This is a genomic window from Arthrobacter sp. NPDC056493 (assembly GCF_042795115.1).
GTDB lineage: Bacteria > Actinomycetota > Actinomycetes > Actinomycetales > Micrococcaceae > Arthrobacter.
Map to the genome: position 1 here is coordinate 22,534 of NZ_JBHTSL010000057.1, position 13,178 is coordinate 35,711.

The window sequence follows — 13,178 nt, forward strand, 5'->3', positions numbered from 1 at the left end:
CACGTCAATGACGACCGCAGAAATTAAGTTTTTGATCAACGACGAGGAGCTCGCCGGAGCGGCGCTCACCGCCCTGGAGTCGCACGCATCGGTGGGAGGTGTGACAGCATCACCCCTGCGCCCGGTCCACAACGGATTCAAGTCGTTTGTCGGAGGGCAAAGCTTTGAGGTCAGCGAAATCGCGATCGTGACAATGCTCCAGGCGGTGGCGCACGACCGGCCGGTGCTGTTCCTCCCGCTCACCGCCCTGGGCCGGCACCAGCACCAGACCCTGATCAGCACCCAGCAGCTCTCCGTTGATGACCTGCCCGGCCGCACCGTCGGCGTGCGGGCCTGGAGCCAGACCACAGGCATGTGGGTGCGCGGCTTCCTCGCGCACCAGTACAACGTGGACCTGCGGTCGGTGCGCTGGCGTACCTATGAAGGCGGGCACATCGCGGAGCAGGCTGAACCCTCATGGGTCGAACGCGCCGACGACGGAGCCAGCCTCGCGAAGGACCTGCTGGAAGGGCGCGTCGACTTCGCCGTGATGGGCAACGACCGTCCCGACGATCCAAGTGTGCGCAGCGTCATCCCCGACGCCGCGACCGCGTCCAAGGAATGGGCCGAGAAGGTGGGCTACGTTCCGGTCAATCACATTTTCGCCGTGCGCGAAAGCGCTGCCCGGGAACTGGGCGGCGCCGTTTGCGGCCTGTACGACGCTGTCGCCGAGCGGCTGGAGGCCCGAAAGGGATCGGCCGCAGGTGTTCCCCTGGAACCCTACGGCTTCGCTGCCCTCCGCCCTGCGGTCACCGCCGCGGCCCAGTACGCGTGGGAGCAGGAACTGCTGCCCCGCCCCGTGGACTACGACGAGCTGGTGGCACGCACGTGCGCGGCCTTGGGTGTTCCGGCCTCCCGACTGGGTGGCTAGGATGTTCAGATTGTTGTACGAAATGACCGCAACCCCCTTGAATGTGGCGGGCATCACTGCTACTTTTAGGGCGGATTGTATAACAAAACGTCATTTGGCAAAGGAGCTTCGATGACCATCCCATGGACCGTGGCGCTGCGCGACTACGAGCACACGCGCCCCCTCAAGGACGGCACGGTCGTCGCTGAGGGAGTCGACCTGGAATTTGTCGAGGTCGAGCCGATCCACCGGGCGTTCGCTCCGATGGTGCGTGAGGGCGGCTACGACGTCTGCGAGCTGGCAATCGCCACGCTGTTCCAGGCAATCGAAGCAGACCGTCCCGTTGTCGCCCTGCCGGTGGTCCTGCATGGCAACTTCCACCACCGGTCGATCTCCATCTGGAATGGCGAGGGCCGGCTCAGCCCTGAGGATCTCGCCGGCCGGCGGCTCGGGGTACGCGCCCACAGCCAGACGACGGGCCTGTGGGTGCGCGGGATGCTCGCCGACACGTACGGACTGCGTTCCCAGGACGTCACCTGGGTGACCACGGAAGGTCCGCACGTGGCCTCCGCCGACGAGCCCGTCAACGTGGAACGCACAGACCGGAAGCTCGTGGACCTGCTCACGGCAGGTGAGTTATCCGCCGTCGTCATGGGCGCACGATCGGCCGACCACGTACCGGGCCTGGAGCCGCTGCTGCCGGACTGGAAAGCACGCCAGGACCAGTACCACCAGGAACACGGCTGGGTGCCGATCAACCACCTGGCCGTTGTTCGACGCGAACTGGCCGAGGCCCACCCCGACGGCGTTCGCGCTGTCTACCGGGCGTTGCAGCAGAGCATCGACGCTGCCCGGCCTGAGGTTCCCACCGGGACCACCCGGGAGATGGTCATCCAGTACGGCGTCACCGACAGCCTGCTGGCAACCCTTGAGACCGCCATCCGCTACGCCCGGGAACAAGAGATCATCCGGACAGACCTGTCCGCCGAGAAAATATTCGCCGACTTCGAGAAATACGTGGGGGAGCCGTGACCGGGAAGCGCCCGGCTCCTTGCCCCCACACCCTGTACCCGCGTCCCGAGGAGGACTGATGCAATACTTCGATACCCACACACACGCCATCTCGGCCGACACCGGGACCTACCCGGCAAAGCCGCTCGGCGGAACCCGCTCGGAATGGTCCCAGGTCCGGCCCGTCGACGTCGACGGACTGATCCGCAGCCTGGATGATGCAGGCGTGGAGCGGGCAGCCCTGGTGCACGCCTCGACGGTGTACGGCTTTGACAACCGCTATGCGGCCGCCGCCCTGGCCCGGTACCCCGACCGCCTCGTCGGGGTCGGCGCGGTCGACTTCCTCGCCGACTCTGCCGTGACGGACCTGCAGGAGCTGATCGAGGAGCAGGGTTTCAGCGGCGTCCGGATCAGGGTCTCCGACGGAACCACCAAGGTCCCGACGCCGGGCTCCGGTGTCTCCGACGAGCGGATGGACGCGGTCTGGGACTATGTGGCAGCCAACGACGTCCCGGTGTGCATCCAGATGCACTCAAAAGACGCGCCGAAGCTTGTCCAGGTTCTTGAGGCCCGCCCAACGATGACGGTGCTGCTTGACCATGCCGGCCGCCCCAACGCCGCCGGCGGCCCGCCCTACGCGCATCTCGATGAACTGGGGCAGCTCGTCCGCTTCGCCGGGGTGCACCTCAAGATCACGCCTCCGGCCATCAAGCGCCTGACGGACGAACCGGACGCCAACGTCACCGAGGTGCTCGGCCGGCTCGTAGAAACGTTCGGCGCGGAACGGCTCATGTGGGGATCGAACTTCCCCGCCTCCGCAGGAACCCTCGCGCAGTTGCGTGGCTCCATTGAGGCGCACCTGCCCGATCTCGACGAGGCACAGCGAGCTGCGGTCCTTGGCGGCAACGCATCCCGAATCTACAGCGCGGCAGTGGTTGCCCGTTAGCCGTCGACGCCGTCAAAGCCGCCGGCGCAGACTAATACCAGGAGGACTCTCATGAACAACACGACAAACAGCAGCGCACGGGCCTCATTCGGCCGGAGCCGGCTGAGTCTCAGGCTGCTGGCCGTGCTCGCGGCCGTCACCGTCACCGCTTCAGCGTGCGGGGGAACCGGCGACGCAGCCGCCAAGCTCCCCGCCTCGATGCCTGATCTGGTCAAGCAGGCCGAAAGCGAAGGCCAGGTCGCATGGTCGGCACCCAAACCGCTGGAGCAGATGCAGCCCGCCATTGACCTCTTCGAGAAGAAATACCCCGGGATCAAGGTGAAATACACCAACACCAAGGCCCCGGACCAGGTCAGCCAACTCAAGATGGAGCAGGCAGCCCGAAAAGTCTCCGTGGACGTCGCCGCTGCGGGTGAACTGACCGTACCGCCCTCCCTGGAACTCGCCGACAGCGTGGACTGGGCTACCTACGGCATTAAGAAGGAGCACATCTTCTTCGAGGACAAAGCCGTCTACATCTGGGCTGCCCCGAAGGTCTGGGCCTACAACAAGACGATGGTGACCACCGCGGATGTCCCCACCACCTGGGATGACCTCCTCAAGCCGCGCTGGAAAGACGCACAGATCGGTGCAGAGTCGCGGGCTTCCTTCATGACCGTCTGGAACCTTGATCCTGCCCTCGGCGAGGCCAAAGCACTGACCTGGGCACAGCAGTTTGCCGCCCAGAAGCCGCACTTCACGCCGAACACCACCCAGTCCGAGGGGCTGATCGAAAGCGGGCAGGTTGACATCGGCACCAGCCTCATCAACCTCGTCCTGCAGGCCCAGAAATCCGGGGCACCGGTTGAACTGGCGCCGTTGTCGCCGACCAACACGAATGAGACCTTCATTTACATGCCAAAGGGTGCGCCCCACCCGGCGGCGGCAGTGCTGCTGACCTCGTTCCTGTCCTCAGATGAGGCGCAGGCAGCACTGGCAACAACCTATAACTCACGGATCCCCCAGGAAACCGACTGTTCGAACCCCGGCCAGAGCCCCGTCGTGAAAGCACTGTGCACGGCTAAGATCACGTGGCACTCAACGGGAACGATCGACCACTACAACGCCCTGGCCGAATTCTTCCCCAAGGCTCAAAAGGCCCTGGGAACGGACCTTGGGTAGGCGATCCACATGACAGTCAACGCAACAGAGGCGCCAGCAATCGGCGAAGCGCCGCCGCCGCCGGAGCAGCCGGCACGGGTCAGCCGAACCCGCCACGGACTGGGCAGCAAAGCTCTAAACGTAGCGATGATCCTGCTCGTGGGCTACCTGATTGTTGTCCCGCTGGTAGTCCTCTTCTACAGCAGTTTCAAGGCATCAACGACCAAACTGCCCTTCGACGTCAAGGGATTCTCCTTTGACAACTATGTGCACGTATTCCAGTCGAGCCGGCTCGGCGAGGTCACCCTCAATACGGCAATCTACGTCGTCGGTTCCGTGCTGGTTGCCTTAGTGCTGAGCGTCGCCCTCGCCTATCTCTTCGAGCGGACCGATATCCCCGGCCGGAGGATCCTGGCGCCAATGGCGCTGGCTCCCATGGCTGTGCCCGTGGTGGTCATGGCAATCGCCTGGGCCCTCGTCGCAAACCCGGCCAACGGGCCACTTGCCATCATCATCCGGCAGACGCTGGGACTTTCGATCGACATCTACTCACTGCCCGGCATGATCGTCGTGATGGGCATCTTCGGGGTGCCGAGCATGTACCTGATGATCGCACCGGCGTTCGCCAGGCTGAACCCTGAGCTCGAGGAGGCGGCCGCGGCTGTCGGTGCCCCTCTGATGCGCCGGCTGCGGCTCATCGTGTTCCCGCTGATCGGGCCGGCCGTTTCCGCCGCGACCATGCTGTTTGTCGTCGTCGTTCTCGAAGGATTCTCCATCCCGGCCCTGCTTGGCCTGCCCGACCAGATCTTCGTCTTCAGCAGCCTGATCCAGCACTCCCTGGAACCGCCCACAGGATCACCCAACTACGGCCAGGCAACCACCTACGGCGTGCTGATCCTCGTATTGTCCTTCGCCATGCTGCTGATCTACCGGCGACGCATCCGGGACACCCACCGGTTCAAAGTCGTGGTCGGCAAGGCGTACCGCCAATCCCGGACGCCGCTGGGCAAATGGCGGATCCCGGTCTTCACCGTCGTCGCCTTGTACATGCTGATCGGCATTGTCCTGCCGATTCTTGCTCTCCTGTGGACCAGCCTGTCGCCGTTTTCCCGCCCCATTAGCTGGGACGGCCTGTCCGACCTCACATTCGCCCAGTTCGCCAAGATCCTGACGGACCCTGGCATGGGCGAGGTCATGTTGAACACCGCGATCGTGGTGCTGGTCACCGCGACCGCAACGACGGCGATGTCAGTGTGGATCGCCGTCGCCGCCCACCGCCGCAGCTTCCGTGGCAGCGCAGTGCTGTTCGAATCGACATATCTCGTTTTCGGAATCCCCAGCGTTGTGCTCGGTGCCGCAGTCCTGTTCCTGTACCTTTTCATTCCCATCCCGATCTACGGCACGGTCTGGATCATCATCGTGGCGCTGGTGACACGCTTCCTGCCCCGCGGGTCGCGGCTCGTCCAAACAGCGCTACTGCAACTGGACGAGGGACTCATCGAAGCCGCCCGCGTCACCGGGGCATCACCCTTCACGGTGACCGCAAAAATCCTGCTTCCCTTGCTGCGCCAGGCGCTGTGGAAGTGCTGGCTCTGGGTCTTCGCCCACGCCCTCGGAGAACTGCCCATCGCACTGCTGCTGACTAGCGCGGACAACCGGACCCTCGTCGTCGAGGTCTGGGACACATTCACTTCGAGTGTCAACTACCCGCAAGCGAGTGCGCTGGCGGTAATCATCCTGGTGATTTCAATGATTGCGGTCCTGTTGGTAAACCGGCGCGGGGCCTCTGAGAAGGAAGCATGAGCAACATGACACGCACTACTACTGAAAGCTCGATCACCATCCACGAGCTTCGCAAGAGTTACGCCAAAACCCGGAAGGGCGAGCAGCCCTACGCCGTGGACGGTGTCTCGTTCGAGGTGCCCAGGGGCCAGTTTGTCACGCTCCTCGGTCCCAGCGGCTGCGGCAAAACCACAACCCTGCGGTGCATTGCCGGGCTGGAACAGCCGGATGACGGCCAGATCATCATGGCCGGGCAGACGGTATTCGACGGAGCCCGGAGTATCCAGATCCGGCCCGAAGACCGGCCGATTGCGATGGTCCCGCAGTCATACGGAATCTGGCCGCACATGACCGTGCTCGACAACGCAGCATTCCCGCTCCGGCATGGCCGCAACCGCAAGGGACAGCAAAACATCAAGCAGCGGACCCTCGAGATGCTGGAACAGGTGGGCCTGTCCGCCTACGCCGACCGTTGGGCAACCCAGCTCAGCGGCGGCCAACAGCAGCGCCTGGCCCTGGCGCGGGCACTGCTCTCCGAGCCCGAGGTGCTCCTGCTCGACGAGCCGCTGTCCAACCTCGACGCCAAGCTGCGTGCGAAACTCCGGTTGGAGCTTCGCGCCTTCCAGGAACAGTTCGGCGTCACTTCGGTCTACGTCACTCACGACCAGGCAGAGGCCCTGGCGCTCTCCGACATCGTCGTGGTCATGAACCAGGGCCGAATCGAACAGATCGACCGGCCGGAACGGCTCTACCAGCAACCGAAGTCAGCATTCGTCGCAGACTTCATCGGCAGCGCGAACCTGATCCCGGCCCGCGAGGTCACCAGCGTGTCCGGCGGGGTTCTCGCCAAGACAGACGTGGGCACGTTCCTGTGTGCCGGTGAGGGGCAGGAAACGACGACGACGGCACTTGGCGGAAATGTCTGCGTCAGGCCGGAGAACGTCGAGATAGACGCGGCAACATACTCGCGAAACGGCCTTTCCGACCGCAACGAGATGTCCGGCCGGGTCATCGGGGCCGAATTCCTCGGAGACCGGCTGGAACTGGTCATCGACTTGGCAGGAACGAAGCTGACAGCCTCTGCTCCAGCCGCCCTGACAGCGCGGCCCGGGGACGACGTCGTAGTGCGGGTGAACCCGACGCACGCCCGGTATCTCGCCTCGTAGGCCGGGGCAGCCAACAGGGTCACAGACCCGATGACCCGCGAAAGCCAATGACCCGGGGAAGCTGCGCGGCAAGCGGCTTCCCCGGGCCCGGACCGTTCCGAATCCTGCGTGCCCCGGTCGGGCCGGGGCCGGGCCCGAATGTCGCGAAACTTCCCACCACACACAAAGAGGAGACCATGATCCCTCTCACTTCACCCGACGCCAACCCGAATTTCCCTCCGGACGATCCCCCCGTCGACTCTCTCAGACTCGCGGTAGGGCGCCTTGCCCGTCGATTGAAAAAGCACTCGGGATCCGATCTGACGCCCGCACAAATGTCCGCGCTGACCAGCTTGAGGCGGCAGGGTTGTGTGCGCATGGGCAGGCTTGCGGAACTGGAGGACATCAGCCGGCCGACGGCGACAAGGCTGATCGGAATGCTCCAGGACATGGGGTTGGCCCAGCGCGTTCATGACACCGCCGACGCGCGGAGTTGCATGGTGGAGCTGACACCGGACGGGGACCGCTTTTTGGCTTCCGCAAGCCTGCGGGCTGACGAATATCTGGCTCGCCAAATCTCCGCCCTCCAGCCTGACGATCAGCGACGGATCCTGGAAGCCCTGCCCGCCCTGCAACGACTCCTGGCTAACAAGGCATGAGGCGCTACTTTCTTGCCACGTTCGCTTCACTCCACAACCGAAACTTCCGGCTGTTTTTCTCCGGCCAGACACTGTCGATGGTCGGCACCTGGACACAGAAGATCACCCAGGCATGGCTGGTGCTCGAGCTTACCGATTCCGGGACACTCCTCGGGGTGACACTGGCCGTCCAGGCGGTTCCCACGCTGCTGTTCAGCGCATGGGGTGGCCTGCTGGCTGACCGGCTGAATAAACGGCGGATCCTGCTCTGCACGCAGGCAGCCTCGATCCTGCCGTCGGCCATTCTCGGTGTGCTAACCGCAACAGGGAACGTCTCGTTGTGGATCGTGTTTGTGATGGCGGGTGTGATCGGCACTGTCGAGGCTCTCGACAAGCCGGCCAGGCAAACCATCCTCGCCGAGATTGTGGGGCGCGAGCATCTCACCAACGCGCTGACGTTGAACAACATCACCGTCAATGCCGGCAAGCTCATTGGGCCGGCCATTGCTGGCGTCCTCATTACCGGAGTTGGGATGGCGGCCAGCTTTTTCGTGAATGCTGCCTCTTTTGGCGCGGTGCTCCTGGCGCTGGCCTTCGTCCGCGCTGATCAGCTGGAACCTCCGGTGCCTGCGGCCCGCTCCAAGGGCCAGGTTCGGGAGGGCCTGAAATATGTGCGGACCAATCCCCGCCTCGCTGGTCCGTTGATTCTCTTGACGGTGACGGGCCTCCTTGCCTGGGAATGGACCGTGACTTTGCCGCTGCTCGCCCGGGACGTGTTCCACGGTGACGCCCAGACCGTCAGTTCCATGTTCATCGCGATGGGCTCTGGCGCCATTTTCGGCGTGCTGGCAATTGCAGGCGCGCTCCGGGCCACAACCCGGCGTCTCATTGCCGCCAGCCTCGCATTTTCAGCCCTGCTGGTGTTTGCCGCCATTGCGCCGGTTCTCCAAGTGACGCTGGTCCTGCTGTTCCTGCTGGGCTGCGCGGGCGTCGCCTACCGGGTCATCACAACGTCGCTGGTGCAGCTGGAGGCTGCACCAAGCATGCGGGGCCGCACGATGTCGCTTTTCATCATCGCGGTAGGTGGAACATCTCCGGTCAGCGCCCCCTTGCTGGGGTGGCTTTGCGAAACTGTCGGGGTGCGGTCAACCTTGGCGATTGGCGGCATGGGAAGCGCCATCGTCGCGCTTCTGGTCATGGGTTACATGTCGGGCCATGATGCCAAGCAGGTCACCGGGGCCCAGGAGATCCATGACCTGGGGGACAAAGATGACGCGCCAAGCCGCAGCGCCAGCGGCTAGCAAAACGCGAACGGACAATTGCGCCCGCACGCGCCGCCGCGTCGTGAGGTCCCCCCGCGCCAACCTTTCCGCAAGGAATACGCCGCAGAGTTGATATCGGCCGGCGCGTGCTTCACTTTGGATCGAAAGGACGGCGATGGACATCAGGCGTACCACTCTGCTGGCGGCGGCACTGTTTGGGGCCTTGGCGATGGCCGGCTGCGCCGCGTCAGCTCCGGCGCCAACAGTTACCGTGACTGCGGTGCCCGCCGCTAAGCCGGCAGCCCAGAAATTCACGGCCGCCACCAGCGGCAAGCTCCTGGCGGCCCGGCTCATGGCCCGTGCCCACCCCAAGAGTGCCGGAGTCAAGATCACAGGGGTGGAGTGCAAGAACTTCCCAAACATCAAGGTCGGTACCCACACCGATTGCCAGATGCGGGTCAACGGCGCCAAACGCGGGTACCTCGTCACGTTCACCGAGCGCGACGGCCACTACGTTGTCAAGACGCAGAAGCGCACCTGGTAGCTGCGGGTCGCAGCGGCAAACTACACGCGGGAGGACCTGCCGCGGATGAAGTGGAAGATCAGGACTACCACGGCGATGACCAACAGCAGGTGGATCAGCCCGCCGCCGATGTTGCCGAGCAGGCCGAGAAGCCAGAGCACCGCGATAATGATGGCTATCCAAAGCAACATGAGAGTCTCCTTTGTTTGTCCGCGGAATGGGAAACGCTAAGTACGCTTCCCATCTGTGGTGCTTATCACCCTATGCCCGGATCGGGTTGCCGCAAATAGCCATGCACCGCCTACTTGTCCAGGGAACCCTGGACATTAGGGACCCGGCGGGGCGGGTCAGGATGTGGACCGCGTGTCGAACGCGGCAGCCGATTCCCGCAGGAGCCGCGCGACCGTGTCCACAGGCATGCTGGCTGACCGCCGCCGGTCGAACCGCCACAGAACAATGCGCCGCGTACCCAGCCCGGGGACGTCCAGGACCTCCACCCCCTTCTGGTTGACGCCGCTCAACGCCAAGGTGGGCACGATGGCGACACCCTCGCCCGCGGCGACCAGCGCAAGAGCGGTCAGCGTGTCCGCGTACTGATGCACAGTTTCCATCTGGGCGCCCGTTGATTCACGGAGCCGGCCGAGCACCGAAGCGTTGGCCGCTGATGACTCGACGCCGAGCCACGGAAGTGGAAGACGGCCAAGATCGATGTTCTCGGTGGTGAGCAGGGCGCCCGCCGGAACCACGAGCTTCCAGGGCTCGTCCAGCAGGGGCTCTTCGGTCATTCCGGCGGAAAGCGAACGGTTCCCGGCTGTGGTCGAATCGAGCTCCACCACGACGGCGTCGAGCGCACGCTGCCGGAGCAGCCGCATCAAGGCAGGGAAGTCGTCCTCAATCATCCGGATCTGCAATTGCGGGTACTGGACGCGCCACTCGGGCAGGCGCGGGATCACCACCGTGCGCACAAAACTGGTGAATCCGCCCACCCGCACCACCCCTGCGATGTTGGCGCCGCCTTCTATCCGGGCGCGGGCGACGCTGAGGGCACGTTCGATCTCCTCGCCGGCTTCCGCTATTGCGAGGCCGGCGGGTGTCAAAACCGAGCCTTTGGGAGTGCGCACCACCAAGGCGTGGCCCGTCTCGTCCTCCAGTTTGTTGAGCTGCTGGGACACGGCCGAGGGCGTAATCCCCAGTTCGTCAGCCGCGGCGAGCACCCCGCCTGCACGGGCAACGGCAAGAAGAACTCGCAGCCGGCGCGGATCTATATCCATGTTAAGTAGTTCTAAACCATGTCTTCAGCGGAATGCAATTGATCTAAAGATAGTTCTTCCTCATAATTGCTGTTAAAAGTACAGGTAAGGGATAGAGGCCGGCCCTCCAGCCAATGGGGCCCGGACCGTACGGGTGCGCAAACGCCGTTCGAACGCGCCCTGATCCCGTTGGCAATGGAGCCTATTCCGAAACACATACACATGGCCCGCCATCTCCACTCCGACGAGGGATGGCAGCCGGGCATCAACCCTGAAAGGACATCATGGAACTGCTGTGGGAAATCTCCGGTTGGGCAGGCGCGGTTGCGATACTCAGTGCGTACCTGGCTGTGTCCATGGGTTGGCTGAAGGCCGGCAAAGGCTTCCAGCTGGCGAATCTCCTGGGTTCTTGTGCCTTCATTATCAATGGCGCATTCCACGAAGCCTGGCCGTCCGTGGTCACGAACGTCGCCTGGTTCCTCATTTCCGCGGTAGCACTTCTTCGGATGCGCGCCACGCAGGAGTCGCCGGCGCCCGCCCCTGAAGCACATCAGGTGCAGTTTCCAGGTGTCCCCGAAACCGGCCAATTGGCCATTGTTGAAGCATCGCAGCTGCAATTTCCTGGTGTCCCCGAAACCGGCCAGCTGGCCATTGTCGAAGCGCCTCGCGCAGCCCGCTGCGCCTAAGCGAACGACGGCGGGCCGCCGTCGTCCGTTTCAGGACAATTCCCCTTATGATTTCGGTACCGCCGTTTTCTAGGGAGTGACGTGCGAGGTATAACGATCCGGCGGAAATCCGCCGCATGGCAGGGCTGGCTCTGGCTGATTGGAGCCGGCTTCGCTGTTTTGCTCGCCGGGATCGTCTTCGGCCTGCAGAAGACGGGCCCGCTGTGTGGCAGCCCGCTGATGCCGGACAGCCGTGCCGCGCAGGTATTCGACGCGCTCCGCCACGGCGCCAGAGCAGCGGCGGGCTGCTACCGCAGCATCGGGGCGGCTGCGGCTCCTACCTGGATCCTGATTGCGCTGGGCGTCGTTCTGGTGTTGGTGGGAGTGACCGTCCGGATCATCGCCATCAGCCGTCTGCAGCCGCCCGCGCATACGAGGCCGTGACGCGGCGGTACACAGGCGTAAGAAAAGCCCCCAACGCGGCCGCGATCATGATGATTCCGGCCACGAGGAACACCAGGGCGATGCCCCGGGAGGTGCCCTCGCCAAGGAGCGGGGCCAGCTGGGCGGCGCCTTCGGCCGAGCGCGCGTACGGGATGATCCAGAACTGGGCAATGGGGGCAATGAGGAACGCGGTGACCGGCGCCGCAGCCGACTCGAATGCCATGGCGAATCCAAACACCCGGCCCTGGCGGGGCAGCGGCACCACCTGCTGGATGACGGTCTGCTCGGCGGCCTCCACGAACGGTATCAGGACCAGATACAGCCAGATGCCCGCGACGTACAGCCATGCCCACTCCCGCAGCGTGAACACCGCACCGAGGAGCCCCATCACCGCCACGGCGATGAGCAGGGTGCGCAGCGGGTTGGCACCGAGCCCGAACTTGCCGATCAGTGCTCCGCCCACAATGAAACCGGTGGAGCCGAGCGCGAAGACGGCGCCCCACATCTCCACGGAGAACATCTCCAGACCGTACGGGTCCATCAGCGCCATGTAGACGCCGCCGATGAAGTTGTTGAACGTGGAGAACAGGATGAGCGCGAACAGTCCGGCTATCGCAAGCACGGCAGCGAGTGAACCGCGCAGATCGAATCCGCCTTGCGCATCCGAGGCCGCCGCGCGCACTTCCTCGGGCGTGCGCAGGGTGAGCCGGTGCGCGAAGGCCAATGCGGTGAGCACCAGGGCGACGACGATCGTCCACCCCATGCCCAGCAGCCCGACGGACAGCCCCGAGAGCAGGGAAGTGACGATGAACATCAGTCCCTGCACCATGCCCACCAGCCCGTTGGCGTTGGCCCTCCGGTCGGGCTCGATGAGGATGGTGACCGTGGTGGACAGCGCGATGTTCCGCAGGTTTTCCACCACCGCACCCACCAGGATGATCAGGGTAAAGATCCAGAACCAGGGCCGGGCCAGGTCCAGGATCAGGGCGGTGGGTGCCAGCAGGAACATGACTCCGGACAACACGAACATCACCAGGGTGAAGCCGGCGGCGAAGCGCATCACCGCCAGCTTGCGGTAGCGGTCCACGAAAGTGCCGAAGCTGATGCTGGAAAGGGCGATTAACAGCATGTACGCGCCGCCGACCACCCCGGTGGCGATCACGTTGCGCGTCTCCAGGTACACCCAGAACGTCAGCGCGAACCAGAGGTAGCTGGTGGTGATGTTGGCCAGCGCCGTGTTCACCAGGATTCCGGCGAAGGTGCGGGACCGCTGTGCCGGGCTGCGCAAGGAGGTATCGACGGCGTCGGGATCGGTCAGACGGGGAGCCTCGGCGTCCTGGACCGGGGCCGGTTCCTGCTCGGTCATGCGTCCCAGTTTACTGAGAACTGACGGGCACGGACACGGCAGCAAGCGGACGACGGCGGTCCCACCCGCCGTCGTCCGCTTCCCATAAGCGCAACGCGCAGGAATCACCGCGCCGCG

Annotated in this window: 14 protein-coding genes; 11 read left to right on the plus strand and 3 right to left on the minus strand. The window is 64.4% G+C overall.

The annotated features are described in order from the left end of the window. Positions 1–7 precede the first annotated feature (7 nt). From ACFQ50_RS19325 to ACFQ50_RS19365, 9 genes are all read left to right on the plus strand, one after another. Positions 8–910: a hypothetical protein gene (locus ACFQ50_RS19325; RefSeq protein WP_377997254.1), complete on the plus strand. Its 903-nt coding sequence runs from the start codon at positions 8–10 to the stop codon at positions 908–910. 111 nt (positions 911–1,021) lie between these two features. Then, positions 1,022–1,921, plus strand: coding sequence for an ABC transporter substrate-binding protein (locus tag ACFQ50_RS19330; RefSeq protein ID WP_377997255.1), 900 nt, complete (start codon positions 1,022–1,024; stop codon positions 1,919–1,921). A gap of 58 nt (positions 1,922–1,979) precedes the next feature. Next, positions 1,980–2,846, plus strand: coding sequence for an amidohydrolase family protein (locus tag ACFQ50_RS19335; RefSeq protein ID WP_377997256.1), 867 nt, complete (start codon positions 1,980–1,982; stop codon positions 2,844–2,846). A 51-nt stretch (positions 2,847–2,897) separates the two neighbouring features. Next, positions 2,898–4,007 carry an ABC transporter substrate-binding protein gene (locus ACFQ50_RS19340; protein ID WP_377997257.1) on the plus strand — a complete coding sequence of 370 codons (1,110 nt, stop codon included), beginning with the start codon at positions 2,898–2,900 and terminating at the stop codon, positions 4,005–4,007. Positions 4,008–4,016: 9 nt separating this feature from the next. Next, the gene (locus ACFQ50_RS19345) at positions 4,017–5,789 is read left to right on the plus strand and encodes an ABC transporter permease (RefSeq protein ID WP_377997258.1); all 1,773 of its coding nucleotides are present in this window, start codon (positions 4,017–4,019) and stop codon (positions 5,787–5,789) included. Next, positions 5,786–6,934 carry an ABC transporter ATP-binding protein gene (locus ACFQ50_RS19350; protein WP_377997259.1) on the plus strand — a complete coding sequence of 383 codons (1,149 nt, stop codon included), beginning with the start codon at positions 5,786–5,788 and terminating at the stop codon, positions 6,932–6,934. The genes ACFQ50_RS19345 and ACFQ50_RS19350 overlap by 4 nt, the downstream gene beginning before the upstream one ends. A 176-nt stretch (positions 6,935–7,110) precedes the next feature. Beyond that, entirely contained in the window at positions 7,111–7,572 is a 462-nt protein-coding gene (locus ACFQ50_RS19355; RefSeq protein ID WP_377997260.1) for a MarR family winged helix-turn-helix transcriptional regulator, read from the plus strand. Next, positions 7,569–8,852, plus strand: coding sequence for an MFS transporter (locus tag ACFQ50_RS19360; protein ID WP_377997261.1), 1,284 nt, complete (start codon positions 7,569–7,571; stop codon positions 8,850–8,852). Before ACFQ50_RS19355 ends, ACFQ50_RS19360 begins: the two co-directional genes overlap by 4 nt. A 136-nt stretch (positions 8,853–8,988) precedes the next feature. After that, entirely contained in the window at positions 8,989–9,357 is a 369-nt protein-coding gene (locus tag ACFQ50_RS19365; protein WP_377997262.1) for a hypothetical protein, read from the plus strand. 20 nt (positions 9,358–9,377) lie between these two features. Here the strand turns inward: ACFQ50_RS19365 and ACFQ50_RS19370 are convergent, their stop codons facing one another. Then, positions 9,378–9,527, minus strand: a complete 150-nt coding sequence (locus ACFQ50_RS19370) for a lmo0937 family membrane protein (protein ID WP_307105367.1) — start codon at positions 9,525–9,527, stop codon at positions 9,378–9,380. Between the two features lie 156 nt (positions 9,528–9,683). After that, a complete protein-coding gene (locus ACFQ50_RS19375) occupies positions 9,684–10,607 on the minus strand; it encodes a LysR family transcriptional regulator (protein WP_377997263.1) in 924 nt (307 codons plus the stop codon). Positions 10,608–10,870: 263 nt separating this feature from the next. Between ACFQ50_RS19375 and ACFQ50_RS19380 the strand changes: the two genes are divergently transcribed. Both ACFQ50_RS19380 and ACFQ50_RS19385 read left to right on the plus strand, forming a co-directional pair. Next, a complete protein-coding gene (locus ACFQ50_RS19380) occupies positions 10,871–11,272 on the plus strand; it encodes a hypothetical protein (protein WP_377997264.1) in 402 nt (133 codons plus the stop codon). Between the two features lie 81 nt (positions 11,273–11,353). Beyond that, positions 11,354–11,695: a hypothetical protein gene (locus tag ACFQ50_RS19385; RefSeq protein ID WP_377997265.1), complete on the plus strand. Its 342-nt coding sequence runs from the start codon at positions 11,354–11,356 to the stop codon at positions 11,693–11,695. Here the strand turns inward: ACFQ50_RS19385 and ACFQ50_RS19390 are convergent. Then, positions 11,658–13,061: an MFS transporter gene (locus ACFQ50_RS19390; protein ID WP_377997266.1), complete on the minus strand. Its 1,404-nt coding sequence runs from the start codon at positions 13,059–13,061 to the stop codon at positions 11,658–11,660. The genes ACFQ50_RS19385 and ACFQ50_RS19390 overlap by 38 nt on opposite strands. Positions 13,062–13,178 lie beyond the last annotated feature (117 nt).

Coding starts and splice junctions, on each gene's coding strand:
- ACFQ50_RS19325 (WP_377997254.1), top strand. CDS start 8: ATGACGACCGCAGAAATTAAGTTTTTGATCAACGACGAGGAGCTCGCC.
- ACFQ50_RS19330 (WP_377997255.1), top strand. CDS start 1,022: ATGACCATCCCATGGACCGTGGCGCTGCGCGACTACGAGCACACGCGC.
- ACFQ50_RS19335 (WP_377997256.1), top strand. CDS start 1,980: ATGCAATACTTCGATACCCACACACACGCCATCTCGGCCGACACCGGG.
- ACFQ50_RS19340 (WP_377997257.1), top strand. CDS start 2,898: ATGAACAACACGACAAACAGCAGCGCACGGGCCTCATTCGGCCGGAGC.
- ACFQ50_RS19345 (WP_377997258.1), top strand. CDS start 4,017: ATGACAGTCAACGCAACAGAGGCGCCAGCAATCGGCGAAGCGCCGCCG.
- ACFQ50_RS19350 (WP_377997259.1), top strand. CDS start 5,786: ATGAGCAACATGACACGCACTACTACTGAAAGCTCGATCACCATCCAC.
- ACFQ50_RS19355 (WP_377997260.1), top strand. CDS start 7,111: ATGATCCCTCTCACTTCACCCGACGCCAACCCGAATTTCCCTCCGGAC.
- ACFQ50_RS19360 (WP_377997261.1), top strand. CDS start 7,569: ATGAGGCGCTACTTTCTTGCCACGTTCGCTTCACTCCACAACCGAAAC.
- ACFQ50_RS19365 (WP_377997262.1), top strand. CDS start 8,989: ATGGACATCAGGCGTACCACTCTGCTGGCGGCGGCACTGTTTGGGGCC.
- ACFQ50_RS19370 (WP_307105367.1), bottom strand. CDS start 9,527: ATGTTGCTTTGGATAGCCATCATTATCGCGGTGCTCTGGCTTCTCGGC.
- ACFQ50_RS19375 (WP_377997263.1), bottom strand. CDS start 10,607: ATGGATATAGATCCGCGCCGGCTGCGAGTTCTTCTTGCCGTTGCCCGT.
- ACFQ50_RS19380 (WP_377997264.1), top strand. CDS start 10,871: ATGGAACTGCTGTGGGAAATCTCCGGTTGGGCAGGCGCGGTTGCGATA.
- ACFQ50_RS19390 (WP_377997266.1), bottom strand. CDS start 13,061: ATGACCGAGCAGGAACCGGCCCCGGTCCAGGACGCCGAGGCTCCCCGT.